The 15,432-nt window shown below is 64.3% G+C and carries 17 protein-coding genes; 7 read left to right on the top strand and 10 right to left on the bottom strand.

The genetic code is table 11. From position 1 onward, the window contains the following. Positions 1 to 19: 19 nt before the first annotated feature. From dxs to K426_RS14325, 6 genes are all read right to left on the bottom strand, one after another. The gene (dxs, locus tag K426_RS14350; protein ID WP_197672716.1) at positions 20 to 1,954 is read right to left on the bottom strand and encodes a 1-deoxy-D-xylulose-5-phosphate synthase; all 1,935 of its coding nucleotides are present in this window, start codon (positions 1,952 to 1,954) and stop codon (positions 20 to 22) included. 49 nt (positions 1,955 to 2,003) lie between these two features. Beyond that, positions 2,004 to 2,474: a Fur family transcriptional regulator gene (locus K426_RS14345; RefSeq protein ID WP_066558358.1), complete on the bottom strand. Its 471-nt coding sequence runs from the start codon at positions 2,472 to 2,474 to the stop codon at positions 2,004 to 2,006. A gap of 59 nt (positions 2,475 to 2,533) precedes the next feature. Beyond that, positions 2,534 to 2,860 (bottom strand): DUF423 domain-containing protein, encoded by a 327-nt coding sequence (locus K426_RS14340; RefSeq protein ID WP_066558356.1) that lies wholly within the window; start codon positions 2,858 to 2,860, stop codon positions 2,534 to 2,536. Then, positions 2,857 to 4,677, bottom strand: a complete 1,821-nt coding sequence (locus tag K426_RS14335) for a monovalent cation:proton antiporter-2 (CPA2) family protein (protein ID WP_066558353.1) — start codon at positions 4,675 to 4,677, stop codon at positions 2,857 to 2,859. Before K426_RS14335 ends, K426_RS14340 begins: the two co-directional genes overlap by 4 nt. Then, positions 4,677 to 5,099, bottom strand: a complete 423-nt coding sequence (locus K426_RS14330) for an iron-sulfur cluster assembly scaffold protein (RefSeq protein WP_066558349.1) — start codon at positions 5,097 to 5,099, stop codon at positions 4,677 to 4,679. The genes K426_RS14335 and K426_RS14330 overlap by 1 nt, the downstream gene beginning before the upstream one ends. Before the next feature lie 78 nt (positions 5,100 to 5,177). After that, the gene (locus K426_RS14325; protein ID WP_066558345.1) at positions 5,178 to 7,256 is read right to left on the bottom strand and encodes a transglycosylase domain-containing protein; all 2,079 of its coding nucleotides are present in this window, start codon (positions 7,254 to 7,256) and stop codon (positions 5,178 to 5,180) included. Between the two features lie 109 nt (positions 7,257 to 7,365). Here K426_RS14325 and K426_RS14320 point away from each other — a divergent pair, with 109 nt between their 5' ends. Next, positions 7,366 to 7,563 carry a hypothetical protein gene (locus K426_RS14320; protein ID WP_066558343.1) on the top strand — a complete coding sequence of 66 codons (198 nt, stop codon included), beginning with the start codon at positions 7,366 to 7,368 and terminating at the stop codon, positions 7,561 to 7,563. Positions 7,564 to 7,577: 14 nt separating this feature from the next. Here the strand turns inward: K426_RS14320 and K426_RS14315 are convergent, their stop codons facing one another. Next, the gene (locus K426_RS14315; protein WP_066558341.1) at positions 7,578 to 8,873 is read right to left on the bottom strand and encodes an MFS transporter; all 1,296 of its coding nucleotides are present in this window, start codon (positions 8,871 to 8,873) and stop codon (positions 7,578 to 7,580) included. Between the two features lie 147 nt (positions 8,874 to 9,020). Between K426_RS14315 and pgsA the strand changes: the two genes are divergently transcribed. The 3 genes from pgsA to K426_RS14300 are packed head-to-tail and all read left to right on the top strand — an operon-like array spanning position 9,021 to position 10,285. After that, the gene (gene pgsA / locus K426_RS14310; protein ID WP_066558340.1) at positions 9,021 to 9,584 is read left to right on the top strand and encodes a CDP-diacylglycerol--glycerol-3-phosphate 3-phosphatidyltransferase; all 564 of its coding nucleotides are present in this window, start codon (positions 9,021 to 9,023) and stop codon (positions 9,582 to 9,584) included. Between the two features lie 3 nt (positions 9,585 to 9,587). Further along, positions 9,588 to 9,848, top strand: a complete 261-nt coding sequence (locus K426_RS14305; protein ID WP_066558339.1) for a MoaD/ThiS family protein — start codon at positions 9,588 to 9,590, stop codon at positions 9,846 to 9,848. Continuing rightward, a complete protein-coding gene (locus K426_RS14300) occupies positions 9,845 to 10,285 on the top strand; it encodes a molybdenum cofactor biosynthesis protein MoaE (RefSeq protein ID WP_066558337.1) in 441 nt (146 codons plus the stop codon). The genes K426_RS14305 and K426_RS14300 overlap by 4 nt, the downstream gene beginning before the upstream one ends. A gap of 127 nt (positions 10,286 to 10,412) precedes the next feature. Here the strand turns inward: K426_RS14300 and K426_RS14295 are convergent, their stop codons facing one another. Then, positions 10,413 to 11,339: a hydrogen peroxide-inducible genes activator gene (locus K426_RS14295; RefSeq protein ID WP_066558331.1), complete on the bottom strand. Its 927-nt coding sequence runs from the start codon at positions 11,337 to 11,339 to the stop codon at positions 10,413 to 10,415. Positions 11,340 to 11,378: 39 nt separating this feature from the next. Further along, a complete protein-coding gene (locus tag K426_RS14290; protein ID WP_066558326.1) occupies positions 11,379 to 12,152 on the bottom strand; it encodes a sulfite exporter TauE/SafE family protein in 774 nt (257 codons plus the stop codon). Between the two features lie 160 nt (positions 12,153 to 12,312). Here K426_RS14290 and epsC point away from each other — a divergent pair, with 160 nt between their 5' ends. The 3 genes from epsC (at position 12,313) to K426_RS14275 (ending at position 14,464) form a co-directional block, all read left to right on the top strand. After that, the gene (epsC, locus tag K426_RS14285; protein ID WP_066558319.1) at positions 12,313 to 13,035 is read left to right on the top strand and encodes a serine O-acetyltransferase EpsC; all 723 of its coding nucleotides are present in this window, start codon (positions 12,313 to 12,315) and stop codon (positions 13,033 to 13,035) included. Continuing rightward, complete coding sequence (locus K426_RS14280) at positions 13,035 to 13,391, top strand: DUF2794 domain-containing protein (protein ID WP_066558315.1); 357 nt, start codon at positions 13,035 to 13,037, stop codon at positions 13,389 to 13,391. The genes epsC and K426_RS14280 overlap by 1 nt, the downstream gene beginning before the upstream one ends. A 140-nt stretch (positions 13,392 to 13,531) precedes the next feature. After that, complete coding sequence (locus K426_RS14275; RefSeq protein WP_066558310.1) at positions 13,532 to 14,464, top strand: NAD(P)H-dependent flavin oxidoreductase; 933 nt, start codon at positions 13,532 to 13,534, stop codon at positions 14,462 to 14,464. A 20-nt stretch (positions 14,465 to 14,484) separates the two neighbouring features. Here the strand turns inward: K426_RS14275 and K426_RS14270 are convergent, their stop codons facing one another. Next, a complete protein-coding gene (locus tag K426_RS14270; RefSeq protein WP_066561819.1) occupies positions 14,485 to 15,357 on the bottom strand; it encodes an alpha/beta fold hydrolase in 873 nt (290 codons plus the stop codon). Between the last annotated feature and the right edge of the window lie 75 nt (positions 15,358 to 15,432).

Here is a 15,432-nt window from a genome sequence, read left to right as displayed (position 1 = left end):
GCAACCTTTTGGTTGCCAATCAGGCCCGCACCTCTGTCCCGATGCCCGCGCTGTTGTGGCGTAGCGCCGTCAGCACCGTGTCCACGATCGCTTCCGCATCCAACCGCGCATCGGCATATTGCTTTTCGGGCTTGTCCTGATCCTGGAAGATGTCGGGCAAGCGCATGGTCCGCAGCTTCAGGCCATTGTCGATCAGTCCCTGGTCGCTCGCCAATGTCAGCACATGCGCGCCAAGGCCGCCGATCGAGCCTTCCTCGATCGTGACCGCGACTTCATGGGTCGTCAGCAGCTTGCGAATCAGGGCTTCATCCAACGGCTTGGCAAAGCGAAGATCGGCCACGGTGGTGGACAGACCCCTGGCTTCCAGCGCTTCTGCCGCCTTCATCGCTTCCTCTAGCCGGGTGCCAAGTGACAGAATCGCGACCTGGCGCCCCTCCCGCACGATCCGGCCCTTGCCGATCTCCAGCCTTTCCGGTGTTTCGGGCAGGGCGATCCCCGTGCCATTGCCGCGCGGATAGCGCACTGCAATGGGCCCGTCGTCATGCACGGCGCAGGTATGGACCATATGGACCAGTTCCGCTTCGTCGGCGGCTGCCATGACAACGAAATTGGGCAGGCTGGCGAGGTAGGTCACGTCGAAGCTGCCCGCATGGGTCGAACCGTCCGCGCCCACCAGACCCGCCCGGTCGATGGCGAAGCGCACCGGCAGATTTTGGATCGCCACGTCATGCACGACCTGATCATAGGCCCGCTGCAGGAAGGTCGAATAGATCGCGCAGAAGGGCCGCATTCCCTGCGCGGCGAGGCCCGCCGCGAATGTCACGGCATGTTGCTCCGCAATGCCGACGTCGAAAGTCCGGTCGGGAAAGGCGGCGGCGAATTTGTCCAGTCCCGTGCCCGAAGGCATGGCGGCGGTGATCGCGCACACGGCGGGATCGCGCTCAGCCTCCGCGATCAGCGCCTTGGCGAAGACGCCGGTATAGCTGGGCGGTCCCGGAGGCGCCTTGGCCTGCGCGCCGGTGATGATGTCGAACTTCTGCACACCATGATATTTGTCCGCCGCCGCCTCGGCCGGGGCATAGCCCTTGCCCTTCTGCGTCACGACATGGACGAGGCATGGCCCTTCCGCCGCATCGCGCACATTTTCCAGCACCGGGATCAACTGGTCCAGATTATGCCCGTCGATCGGGCCGACATAATAGAAGCCCAATTCCTCGAACAATGTCCCACCCATCGCCATGCCGCGCGCGAACTCGTCGGTCTTGCGCGCCGCATTATGGAGCGGGCGGGGCAGTCTGCGCGCCAGCCGCTTGGCAAGGTCGCGCAGGCCAAGGAACTCCCGGCTCGACACCAGCCGCGCCAGATAGGCCGACAGCCCGCCGACCGGCGGAGCGATCGACATGTCATTGTCGTTCAATATGACGATCAGCCGGTTGCCCGCTTCCCGCGCATTGTTCATCGCCTCATAGGCCATGCCCGCCGACATGGAGCCGTCACCGATGACCGCGATGGCCTTGCCGGCTTTGCCCTGCATCTTGTTCGCCACGGCAAAGCCCAAGGCCGCGCTGATCGATGTCGAGCTATGCGCCGCGCCGAAGGGATCATAGTCGCTCTCGGCCCGCTTGGTGAAACCGCTGAGCCCGCCGCCTTGACGCAAGGTGCGGATACGGTCGCGCCGCCCGGTCAGGATCTTGTGCGGATAGCATTGATGCCCCACGTCCCACACCAGCTTGTCGTTCGGCGTGTCGAACACATAATGAATGGCGGCGGTCAGCTCCACCACGCCCAGCCCGGATCCCAGATGACCGCCCGTCACGCCCACGGCGGAAATCACTTCCTGCCGCAGCTCATCGGCCAGTTGCCGAAGCTGATCGGGTTGCAGCTTACGCAGCTCCGCAGGCCAGGCGACCTGGTCGAGCAGCGGGGTGGAGGGGCGATCGTTCATGAAAGACATAGACTCCTGACCGCGCTAGGCCGTTCCGGGCCGAAGCGCAATGTCTCCATCACGCCGCGCACTTGGCGCAGGTGCCCAATATCTCGATGACCGGGCGTTCCGGCTGAAACCCCTCCGCCCTGGCGACGGCGCGGACCTTGTCCGTCACCTTGTCGTCGTCGACATGCGTGGCCTGCTTGCAGTTCTTGCACACCAGGAAGATGCAGTCGTGATGACAGCCCGGATGCACATTGGCGATATAGGCATTGGCGCTTTCCACCCGCATCGCGATATTGTTGCTCACGAACAGGTCGAGGATGCGGTAAACGCTGTTGGGCGCCACGCGCTTTCCGCGCACCTTGGACACGGTATCGGCTATGTCATAGGCTGAGGCCGGGGTCTCCTCCGCTGCCAGAGCGTCGAAAATGGCAGCGCGCATCGGCGTCCATTGTTCCTGGCTCGCCTCCAGCGTGGCGCGTGCGGCATCGGCCAGACTGGCGCCTGCCGGTTCATGATGGTCGTGTTGGTGGTGATCGGCCATAAGTTCAATCTAAGCGTGGGCGGGGATGGGGGCAAGTGGTGGGCGTTGGAGGCGCGCCATCATCCGCGCCAATATATCCAGGCCGCCCATATCCACCCGGCGATCATCAGGGTTCCGCCGATCGGCGTCACCGCGCCCAGCCATTTGGGCGCTCCGAACGCCATGGCATAGAGGGTGAAAGCGAAAATCGCCGCTCCGCCCAATTGCAGCGCCGCCGGACCCCGCGCCACCCCCATGATGGCGAGTGCGGCCACGGCATGGATGAGCTGATAGAGGCCGCCAGTGCGCAGCCATTCCGCGGCCTGCGGGCTGGCCGCGCCATGCGCGCCAAAGGCTCCCGCCGCAATCGCCAAAGCCGCCGATAGCGCCGCCAGAACCGCAATCATGCTTCTTCCTCCCCTTCGCCGCGCGCCAGCAGACGCATCCGCCTGCCGGGCCGGTACATCAAATCCTTGGCCGCCAGCAAATTGCCATGCTCGATCTGCAACGCCATGCGCTGCTCATCATTCCGGCGATATTGGCGCTCGACCTCCTCGACCTCCTCGGGCGGCACGCCCAGCGCCTGCATCGCCTGCACGCCCATGAGAATCGCGGATTCGAACACTTCGCGCACGATGCCTGCCAGATCCATGTCCTTGAGAGCCAGCAACTGCCGCCGGTCAAAGGCGCGCACCACCAGCGCAGCCTGCGGGAAAGCCTCCGCAATCGGTTCCAGCGCCCGCGCATCGAGCGAGGGATCGTCGATGCAGAAGGCGATCAGCCGCGCCTCTTCCGCGCCCGATCGGCGCAGCAGGTCGATCCGCGTGCCGTCGCCATAATAGACGTTCATGTTGAAGCGGCTGGACACTTCGATCTGGGATGGCTTCTTGTCGATCGGCACCACGCCGAAGCCATGGCCCATCAGCATTTGCGCAACGGTTTGCCCGAAACGGCCATAGCCGACGATGATGGCGGTGCCGCGCGGCGCATCCTCGGGCTTGGGCAGGTCCGGCCTAGCTTTGGGCTTGGCGAATTCCAGCCTGCGGGCGAACAGCATCAGGAAGGGCGTCGTCGCCATGGAGAAGGTGACGATGGCGCTGAACAGGCTGGCCGCCTGGGGCGCGATCAGCAGGGCGTTCTGCGCCTGCGCGAACAGGACGAAGCCGAATTCGCCGCCCTGGCTCAGCAGCAGCCCCGCGCCGATGGCCTGATTCCACTCCATGCCGAACAGCCGGGCGAGGCCGGTGATCAGCCCCGCCTTGGTCAGCACCAATATCGCCGCCATGCCGATGACGAAGAAGGGATTGGCCGCCACCACATGCAGGTCGAGCACCATGCCGACCGCCAGGAAGAATAGGCCAAGCAGGATCGAGCGGAAGGGTTCGACATCCGCCTCTATCTCGTGCCGATAGGGCGAATCGGCCAGCATCACGCCTGCGATAAAGGCGCCCAGCGCGGTCGAGAGGTGCAGGCTATGCATCAACGCCGCCGCCGCCAGCACCGTGAACAGCCCGACCGTGACGAACAGCTCCCGCTCGCCCAGCCGCCCGACCAGTTGCAGCAGCGGGCGCAGGATGAACCGGCCCGCCAGCACCAGCCCGGCAATCGCCGCGACCGTATAGCCCGCCATCATCCATCCCGGCGGCCCGCCGACATCTTCGGGATTGCGCGACAGGGCCGCGACGATGGTGATCAGCGGAACGATCGACAGATCCTGGAACAGCAGGATCGAAAACACCTTCTCGCCAAAGGGCGAATTGATGCGGCCGCTGCTCTTGAGGCCGGGAAGAACCTGCGCGGTGGAGGAAAGCGCGAGCGGCAACCCCAGTGCGATCGCTGCCCCCCAGGTGAAGCCCGTGGTGTAGAAGATGATCGCCGTCAGCGCGCATCCGCACAGCACCACCTGCGCCGTGCCCAGAGCGAAAATATCCCGTTTCAGCCGCCACAAGCGCGCCGGATGCAGTTCCAGCCCGACCAGGAAGAGCAGCAGAACGATGCCGATCTCTGCAATGGCAAGCTTCGATTCCGCCCCGCCGACCAGCCTCAGCCCCTGCGGCCCGACCAGTGCGCCGGCAACCAGATAGCCGAGCACGGCGCCCAGTCCCAGGCGGCGGAAAACCATGACGAACAGCACCGCCGCGCCAAGCAGCACCACCCCTTCGGAGAGCAATATGTCGGTGGCGGAAACCGGCGAAGCGGCGACCTGCGCAACCTGTCCCTGCATCAGGCGTCGGCCATGCGCGCGGCTTCGGCAATGGCTTCGAAGCCCAGCCGGATGGAGGCATGGCGCGCCGGATAGCCCCGGGCAGGCGCCAGCACCGCCAGCCCTGGCCAGAAATCCAGATCGTCGCTTTCCCCGGCCAGATAGGCGGTCAGCCGGTCCCGCGCATCGGCCAGCTCATCGGCGGTGAGGCCGATCGCCTGCGCCGCCATCAGCGCCGCCGAAGCCTGCCCCAGGGCGCAGGCCTTCACGTCCAGTCCCAAATCGGCAAGCCTTCCCGCTTCCATCCTGACATCTGCCGTCACCCGCGACCCGCAGGTGGGCGAGCGTTTCTCCACGCTCGCCTGCGGATCGGGCAGCCGCTTGTGATGGGGAATGTTCGCGGCCAGCCGCAAAATGTCCTTATTGTAGAGGGGGGCGCTCATCCCCACCCATGTAGGGCAGGATGCGCCGGGGAGAAAGGGCGCAACCCCATGTTTTGTTGCAGCCGCGCCGCTCTCATCTCAAGGCCTTTGATCGCTCGCGGCCGGATCGGTCGGGACGACGATGCGCGGCGGTGGCGTGCCGGGCTGCGGTCCGGGCGCGCCCGGCGGAGGTTCGGGCGGCTGGTCGATCGGCAAACGAAGCTGTCCGTTGCCGATATTCACCGTCACGCCCTGCGTATCCAGGCCAACGCTCATATTGCCCAGGCCCGCCTCCGTCGCGACATTGGCGATGGCGTTGACCAGATCGCTGTCTTTCGTCTCCTCCGGCGCATCCTCGACCGGCTCGTTGATCGCGCCCGCCATGAAATTGCGCCAGATCCGCGCAGGCACGCCGCCACCCGCCGCGCCGCCGGGCAGGGGGGTGTTGTCGTCATTGCCGATCCATACCGCCGTCACCAGCCCGCCCGCATAGCCGACGAAGATCGCGTCCCGGCTGTCCTGCGTCGTGCCGGTCTTGCCGAAGGTGCTGGTCCGCAACGCCGCCGCGCTTCCGGTTCCGCGATTGGCGGCGGAGGACAGCAGGTCGCGGATCATCTCCAACTGATCGTCGCTGAAAGCTTTTCGGCGGCTCAGCAGCCGGTCGAACCAGCCCTGTTCCTCGGGCGGCAGGCCATGGGCCAGCACCGGATAGGCGCCCGCCGCCACCGCCGCATAGGCCTCGGTCAGTTCCACCAGCGGGATTTCCGAGGTGCCGAGCGCCAGGCTTAAGTCCTCGGTCAGCGGCGCGGTGACGCCCAGATCGCGCGCCACCTTGATGACATTGTCGACGCCGATCTTCTGCGTCAGCCGCACCGCCGCGACGTTGCTCGACGCGGCAAAGGCCTGACGCAGCGTGATCCGGCCGCGATATTTGCCGCCATGATTGGCCGGGCGATAGGTGCCGGTGGTGATCGGCGTGTCCTCGATGAAATCGTCGGGCGTCATGCCTGCGCGAAATGCCGCGAGATAGACGAACAGCTTGAACGTCGAACCCGGCTGGCGCTTCGCCTGCACAGCGCGATTGAAGGCGCTTTTGCCATAATCCTTGCCGCCCACCATGGCGACGACGCTGCCATCGGGCTTCATCGCCACTAGCGCCGCTTCCGCCTTGCCCAACGGTGCGCGGCGGATCGCGGCTTCCGCCAGCCTTTGAATGCGCCAATCCAGCGTGGTCGTCACATTTTGCGCGCCATAGACCGCGCCCGCCCGATCCCGCGCCTGGGGCAGAACCCAATCCGCGAAATAAGTGCCGCTGGTCGGATCGGGCGCCTCATGCACATTGAGCCGCGCGGGGGGCAGGGCATCGCGCTGCGCCTTGCTGATATAGCCCGCTTCGACCATCGCCTGAGTCACCAGCGCCGCCCGGTCCCGCGCACCTTTCAGATTGGCGGTCGGCGCAAGCCGGGAGGGCGCCTTCAGCAACCCGGCGAGCATCGCCGCCTGCGGGATGGTCAGCCGTTCGGGCTGGCGGTTGAAATAATGCAGCGACGCGGCCCGCAGGCCGTAGACATTGTCTCCGAAATAGACGTTGGAGAGGTAGCGCTCCATGATCTGGTCCTTGGTCAGCCACGCTTCCAGCCAGAAGGCGATCAGCGCCTCCCGCGCCTTGCGGCCGAAAGTCCGGTCGCTGGAGAGGAACACGCCTTTGGCGAGCTGCTGGGTGATCGTGCTGCCGCCCTGGGACGAGCCGCTGGACCAGAGATTATGCCAGGCCGCCCGCGCCACGCCGCGAGGGTCGACGCCCCAATGATCGTAGAATCGCCGGTCCTCGATCGCCATGAAGGCCTGCGGCACATGTTTGGGCAGCGCGGCGACCGTCACCGGCCTGTCGATGATCGCGCCGCGCCGCGCGATCAGATGGCTGTCCGCCGACATCAGACTGATGCTGGGCGGCGCGATGGGCTTCAAGGAACGCGACATCGGCGCCGTCACCGCAAGCCAGGCGATGATGATCATCAGCAGCGCCAGCAGGGCCGCGACCACCCATCCGGCGATCTGCACCCGGCGCCTCCAGGGTCTTGGCGGCGCAAAGGCGCTTGGCGGGCCGGCGCCGAAGACGCGGGGCGGCAGGGTTTCGGGCTCCGGAGTCGGCTGGGGGTCTTTCATCGCTTCGGTCATGCTGTGTTATTTGCCTGATACAGTCAAGCATGTCCCGTCGCGGGACAGCCCCGGATTAACCGTGAATCGCGATGTTCCAAATGGTAAAGAATCTCTTAACTTGTCGCTCATGAGAACGAGACCTCTAGTCCTGACGAGCGAGTCGGCCCGCCATCCGTTCCGCCAGCGGCTGCCGCGCCACGTGCTGCGCCTGGCCGATGAAGCGGCCAGTCGTCCCCGTGCGCAGCCATCCGACGACAATGACTGGAAGCTGTTCATGCTAAGCTTCGGCGCCTTCTTCACTGCCTTCTACAGCTTCATTTTTTAGGAGCCGCCGCTGCCTCAATCGCAGGCCTTGTGCAGCGTCCATGCGATCCACGCACAGGGCAGGCACAGCGCCGCCACCAGCAGCAACTGGTTCACCACCGATAGCCCGGCGATGCTGAGGCTGATGGTGATCAGCGATCCGATCACCATCGCGCCCGAATTGACGATATTGTTCGCCGCGACCGTCCGCGCCGCCTCGCATTTCTCGACCGTGGTGGTGAGGAAGGCATAGAGCGGCACCACGAACATGCCGCCGAAGGTCGCCACGCATAGCAGGCAGATCGACAGCGGAATCGCCAGTGGATGGGACAGAAATCCCGCCAGCGAAAGCATCCGCCCGTCGGACCCCGCCATCCAGAGATCGCACACGATATGGAAGGCGATGATGCTGATTCCCATGCCGATCACGGAAGCCGGGGCATATTTGGCCGACACATGCCCCCCCAGCATCCGGTTGATCGCGACAGATCCGATGGCGATGCCGATCGAAAAAATGCCCAGGAACAGGCTGGCGACCGACTTGTCGGCGCTCAGCACATTCTTGACCAGCGGCGGGAACTGGATGAACAGCACGGTGCCCACGGCCCAGAAGAAGCTGATCGCCATGATGGCAAGGTAAAGCCGCCTGATATGCATCGTTCCCCGCACCAGCGTTATCGAGGATCGGATGATGTGAAAATCGATCGGCTGCCGCTCCAGCAGCGATGGGGCGGGCGGCACCTTGCGGCCGGCGAGCCAGCCGATCACGGCGGTCAGGATGATGCCGACCGCCGCCGCCTGCACCGGGATGACCCCGGCCAATATGGTCCCGGCGAGAATCGCGATATAGGTTCCCGCCTCGACCAGTCCGGTTCCGCCCAGCACTTCCTCATCATGCAGATGCTGCGGCAGAATCGCATATTTGATCGGCCCGAAGAAGGTCGAATGCACCCCCATGGCGAACAGCGCGACCAGCAGCAGCGGAATGGCGAGCGTATGGACCGCGATCCCGCTCCAGATCAGCGCCAGCCCGGCCGCGCCGACGGTCATGATGACGATTTCGGCGGCCTTGACGATGCGGATGATGGTCGCCTTGTCCCGTTGATCCGCCAATTGTCCGGAGAGGGCGGACAGCAGGAAAAAGGGCAGGATGAACACGCCCGTCGCCAGCGCGCTGAACCAGGTTTCGGATTTCTCGTCATTGTAGACGGTGTAGACGACGAACAGCACCATCGCATTCTTGAACAGATTGTCGTTGAAGGCGCCGAGGAGCTGGGTGATGAAAAGCGGCAGAAAACGTCGCTTGTTGAGGAGCCTGAGAGAGGCTTGCATGGGCGAGGGGGTCTTCTTCGCTGTGGATGAGCGTGGCGGGGTCTAGCCATAGATGACTGGTCTGTCCAATCCTCCCGTGCGCGAAGGCGTGTCGCCTTGCTCGTGCGACCGCTTGTGCACCGGCGCTGACTGTGGCAGTCCGCCGCCATGCTGACGCTGCCCAATTTGCTGACGCTTTCGCGTATATTGACCGTACCCCTGCTGGTCGCCCTGCTCTGGCCCGCCGAAATCGGCGCGCGCTGGACCACGGGCTATATGCTGGCCTTCGCGCTCTATTGCCTGATGGGGATCACCGATTATTTCGACGGCTATCTCGCCCGGGCGCAGGGCGCGGTGTCGAGACTGGGCATTTTCCTCGATCCCATTGCCGACAAGATCATGGTCGGCGCGGTGATCCTGATGCTGTCGGCCACCCGCGACATTTCGGGCATCCATATCGCCGCGGCGATGATCATCCTGCTGCGGGAGATCGCCGTGTCGGGCCTGCGCGAATTTCTGGCGGGGCTCCAGGTGTCCGTGCCGGTGTCCCGCCTCGCCAAATGGAAGACCACCTTTCAGCTCATCGCCCTGGGTGCGCTGATTCTCGCAGGCGCTGTCCCGCAATTCCCCTTCGTGCAACTGGTCGGCATCGCCACTCTCTGGGCGGCGGCGATCCTGACCCTGGTCACGGGCTGGGATTATCTGCGCGTCGGCATCAAGCATATGGATTGAGCGATGGCACGGCTTAGCCTCGTCTATTTCGCCTGGGTCCGCGAAGCCATCGGCCGGGATGAGGAGCAGGTCGAGCGGCCCGCCGCCGATGTCACCATCGGCGCGCTTATCGCCACGCTGGCGGCGCGGGGCGGCGGCTATGCCGAGGCCTTTGCGCGACCGGACAAGCTGCGCGCGGCGCTCGACCAGCGCTTCGTGCCGCTCGACAGCCCGATCGGGGAAGCGAAGGAACTGGCGATCTTTCCGCCGGTCACGGGCGGATGAGCAGCGTTTCCATCCAGACCGGGGATTTCGACCCGGCGACGGAACTCGCCGTGCTGGAGGCAAGCGGCGGCGGCGGCGTCGCCAGCTTCACCGGCATCGTGCGGGGGGATGGCGGGCTGATCGCGCTCGAACTCGAACATTATCCGGCGATGACGACGGCGCAGGTCGAACGCATCGTTGCCGAGGCAAGCGAACGCTGGCCGTTGCTTGGCGTGCGGGTGATCCATCGCTTCGGGCGGCTTGAGCCGGGCGAGCGGATCGTCTTCGTCGGCACCGCCTCACGCCACCGCACGGCTGCGTTGGAGGCCTGCGCGTTCCTCATCGACTGGCTGAAATCGCAGGCGCCCTTCTGGAAGAAGGAGCATTTCGATGACCGCACCGCCTGGGTCGAAGCCCGCGCCGAGGATGATGTGAAGGCTGATAGTTGGAAGCGGTAACGCGCTCTGACTTACGCTGCCAAACCTCCGTGCTCCTGCGCAGGCAGGAGCCCAGTCCCGCCGTCTGAACTGGACTCCTGCCTGCGCAGGAGCACGGTGATTCTTCGTCCAAGGCAACGCTCGTTGTCTAAGCCGCCCGGCTGACCTCCGGCAAATCCGCCGCATCGCGCAGCAGCTCCGCCAACAACCGGAATTCCTTGTCCCGGGGGCTGTTCTTGCGCCACACCAGCGCGATGTCGCGATGCGCCCGTTCCGACCGCAGCGGCCGGGCGGTGATCTGCGTATGGTCCAGCAGTCCGCTGGCGATCGCCATTTCCGGCATGATGGTCATGCCCAGGCCGTTATCCACCATCTGCACCAGCGTATGCAGCGAAGTCCCCATCATCATCGCGCTCGCCCGGATTTCCGGCCGGTTGCACGCAGCCAGCGCATGGTCCTTCAGGCAATGACCGTCCTCCAGCAGCAGCAGCTTGGTCTCGTCGATCATCTCGGGCGTGATCCATTCGGGCGGATCGCGCGGATCATCGCGCGGGAAGGCGACATAGAGCCGGTCCTGGAACAATATTTCGCTGTCCAGTTCCCCGGTCGGAAAGGGCAGGGCCAGCAGCACGCAATCCACATTGCCATGCCGCAGGGATTCGATCGCCGCCTGCGTCGTTTCCTCGCGCAGGTAAAGCTTCAGTTCCGGCCGCTCGTTGCGCAGTTTGGGCAGCAGGCGGGGCAGCAGAAAGGGCGCGATGGTGGGAATGACGCTCATGCGCAATTCGCCGGTCAGCGGCTTGCCCGAAGCTTCCGCAATGGCGGCCAGTTCCTCCGCCTCGCGCAGCACGCGATGCGCCTTCTCGACGATGCGGTCGCCCAGCGCGGTGAAGCGCACCACCCGGCGGGTCCGCTCGACCAGCGTGATGCCGACCAGCGACTCCAGCTCGCGAATGCCCGCCGAAAGCGTCGACTGGGTCACGAAACAACTGTCCGCCGCCTTGCCGAAATGGCCATGCTCCTTCAGCGCCACAAGATATTGTAGCTGCTTGAGCGTGGGCATGTAGCTCGACATTGATCGCCTTCCTCGATTGGAAGGTGCAATATAAGTGGTTTAGCCGATATATCCAAGCCATTTGGCCACGCCGAACAGCGATGTCAGCGTCAGGATCGATCCCACGGCGATGAACAGCGTCCGTGGCGAGACGTGCCGGGCCAACTTCGCACCGAAGGGCGCCGCAATCACGCCGCCGATCAGCAGGCCGATCGTGTAGGTGGTGAAGGTTTCCCATCCCAGATGCAGCAGGAAGGTGATGCTGATCGACAGGGTCAGGATGAATTCGACGCTGTTGACCGTGCCGATGGTGTGCCGCGGGCTCGATCCCTGGATCAGCAGGTTCGATGTCACCACCGGCCCCCAGCCCCCGCCGCCGGTCGCGTCCATGAAGCCGCCGACAAGGCCCAGTGGCCCCACCCATTTGGGATCGCGCGCCTGGGGCGGGTAATGGAAACCGCGCCAGACCAGATAGACGCCGATCGCCGTCAGGTAGAATTGCACGAACGGCTTGATGACGGCGCCGTCGACATGGGACAGCAGATAGGCGCCCGTGACGCCGCCGATCACGCCTGGAATGATGAGCCGCGCGAACAGCCGCCAGTCGACGTTGCGATGGGCGATATGGCTGATCGCGGATACGCCGGTGGTGAAGGTTTCCGCCGCATGCACGCTGGCCGAAGCCCTGCTGGGCGGCACGCCGAGCGCCAGCAGCAGCGTGCTGGAAATGACGCCATAGGCCATGCCTAGGGCGCCGTCGATCATCTGGGCGCCGAAACCGATAAGAATGAAAGGCAGAATTTCGCCGAAATGGGCGATAAAGGTGTCGATCATTCAATGGTCCCTGTTATGATTGTCTACCGCCTTGATTGGTATATCACGGGCCGCCAAGAAACTTTCTGTTTTATCGGGCGAAGCCGAAATAGCCTGCCATCTGGAAAATTCATCCTTTTGCGCTTATGTACCAGTTGGTCGGTTTCATCAGGGGCGCTGCATGCTGCGCAATTTTATTGCTTATCTGGACTCGGTCAAATCCCGTGACCCTGCTCCGCGCTCGCGCGCCGAAATCCTGCTCTATCCGGGCGTCTGGTCGCTGGCCTTCCATCGCGTGGCGCATCGCCTCTATCGCGCCCGGCTCTATTTCCTGGCCCGGGCGGTGAATCATTTCTCGCGATTCCTGACCGGCAACGACATTCATCCAGGCGCCCGAATCGGCAAGCGCTTCTTCATCGACCATGGCTTCACGGTCGTCGGGGAAACGGCGGAGATCGGTGATGACGTCACTCTCTACCAGAATGTGACGCTGGGTGGCACCGACCCTGCGAACGGCATCGCCGGCAAGCGGCATCCCACGCTGGAGGACGGCGTCATCGTCGGGTCCGGCGCGCAGGTTCTGGGTCCGGTGCGCGTCGGCGCCCGAGCCCGCGTGGGAGCCAATGCCGTCGTGACCAAGGATGTGAAGGAAGGCGCCACCATGGTCGGCATTCCCGCCCGCGCCATGCTGGTCGACGTGACCGCCTATCAGCGCGAATTCCTGCCCTATGGCACGCCCTGCACGGACTGTTTCGATCCGGAAAAGCAGAAGCTGGAACTGCTTCAGTGCGAGGTCGAGCAATTGCAGAAGCGCCTGGCCGAACTGATCGCGGAACGCGGCAATGTGCCCAGTGATGCGCCGGGTGATGACATTCCCCTGTTCAAGGAGCGTGGCCGCGCCTGATGAGCAATGTGACGCCGTTCCCGTCGCAAGCAGCCCAGGGCGCAAGGGCAGCCGGTCAGACCGGTTTCGATCGTCTCGAACTTCAGCGGATCATGGATTTGTACGGCCGCATGGTCGCCGCCGGTCATTGGCGTGACTATGCGATCGACATGGGCCGCGAAGCCGCTATCTTCTCCGCCTTCCGCCGATCGGCCGAACGCCCGGAATTCCGAATCGAAAAACGGCCTTCCCTGCGCCACCGGCAGGGCATGTGGGCGCTGATCGGGGAGGCGGGCCATGTGCTGAAGCGCGGAACCGAGCTTCAGGGAATTCTCGCGCCGGTCGAGCGGCGCCTGCTCAAGATCGTCGGTGAATAATTTCCCTGTCGCCGTCGTTACGGCGAACGGCCGTTTCTGCCCGCGTCCCTGCCAAAGCTGAGTGCTGGGGTGAATTTCGCCTTTTTCTGCGGCTTGTCCGATGATAGCGCGGTGCCACATCAAAGGAGAGGCACCCGTCCATGAGCTTGCCGGCATTTTTAGAAGGCCGTTTGTCCCTGCCGCTGATCGGCTCACCGATGTTCATCGTGTCGCAGCCAACGCTCGTGATCGCCCAGTGCCGCGCCGGGATCATCGGCGCCTTTCCCTCGCTCAATGCCCGGCCTTCGGGCGTGTTCGAACAATGGCTGCAACATTTGGGAGAGGCTCTGACAGACAAGGATGCGCCCTTCGCCGTCAACCTGATCGTGCACAAGACCAACAGCCGGCTGGAGGAGGATCTCGCCCTCTGCGTCAAATATCGCGTGCCCATCGTGATCACCTCGCTCGGCGCGCGGGAGGATGTGAACAAGGCGGTGCATAGCTCTGGCGGCATCGTCCTGCATGACGTCATCAACAATGGCTTCGCGCGCAAAGCGATCGAGAAGGGCGCCGATGGGCTGATCGCCGTGGCGGCGGGGGCGGGCGGCCATGCAGGCACGCTGTCGCCCTTCGCGCTGGTGGAGGAAATCCGCGCCTGGTTCGATGGGCCGCTGGCCCTGTCGGGCGCGATCGCCACGGGACGATCGATCGCGGCGGCGCGGATGATGGGGGCGGACTTCGCCTATATGGGTTCCCCCTTCATCGCGACCGAGGAAGCCAATGCCGAACCGGCCTACAAGCAGATGATCGTCGATAGCGGCGCGGGCGACATCGTCTATTCCGACTATTTCACCGGCGTGCTCGGCAATTATCTGCGCCCCAGCATCGCCGCCGCCGGGCTGGACGCCGACAAGCTGCCCAAGGCGTCGGACATGGATTTTTCCAGCATAGCGGGCGGCGATAAAAAGGCCTGGCGCGACGTCTGGGGCGCGGGGCAGGGGATTGGCGCCATCCGCCAAATCCAGTCCGCCACGGCCTTCATCGCGCAACTTAAAGCGGAATATCAGGCTGCCGTTGCCGCCTTTGGAGCATAGCTACTCTCAGGAAGGTCGAATCACAGGAATCCGCGCAATTCCGCGATGAAGCGGTCGAACTGGTCATGGTGCAGCCAGTGGCCCGCATCCGCGAATTCGACCAGCCGGGCATCCTGAAAATGCGCGGCGCGTCCGTCCTTCACCGGATTGGACGCCCAGCTATCCAGCCCTAGGCACAACAGGGTCGGACAAGCGATCCGGCTCCAGAATTCGGGCAGGTCCATGTCGTTCCAGGCCTGCGGCGCCGGGTCGTGCAGATAGGGATCGAATTTCCAGCGGTAACTGCCATCCTCATTGCGATTGACGCCGTGGATGGTGAGGTGCATCGCCTGCTCGACTGACAGATGGTCGTTGCGTTCCCGCATGCGCGCGACTGCCGCCTCTATGGTCGGGTAATGCCGACGCGTCTGCCGCGCCCGCGTCCGCCGCTTTTCTATCCATTGCAGCCATTGTTCGGGCGCCGGTTTCGCCGCATGTTCCTGGATCCGGCTGGGCGATAGGCCCAGCCCCTCTATGGCGACGATCTTGGCGACCTTTTCCGGGAACAGTCCGGCATAGCGCAGCGCGATCGAACCGCCCAGCGAATGGCCGACCAATATCACCGGACCCCGGCCCAATTGTTCGACCAACTGCGCCAGGTCGTAGACATAGTTCGCCATCATATAGGAACCTTCGGCCGACCAGGCGCTGTCGCCATGGCCGCGCAGGTCGAGCGCGATGACATGATAATCCCTCGCCAGCGCCCGCGCCGTCCAGTCCCAGCTCCGCGCATGATCGAACCCGCCATGCACCAGGATCAGCGTCGGCGCCGCGCTGTTGCCCCAGTCCAGATAATGCAGGCGCATGCGCAGCGACGTGTAGAAATGCGAAGTCGGCGCGGCTGGCGTGTTCATGCGATCCTGCGAACTGGTGGAAAAGGGGCGGACGATGTTCATGTCTCTTTGGCGAACTCCCCACTGCATGCAAGG

This window comes from Sphingobium sp. TKS (assembly GCF_001563265.1).
In the GTDB taxonomy this organism is placed as follows: domain Bacteria; phylum Pseudomonadota; class Alphaproteobacteria; order Sphingomonadales; family Sphingomonadaceae; genus Sphingobium.
Note: the sequence above shows the minus strand (reverse complement) of the source record. Positions and strands in the feature narration are given on the sequence as shown.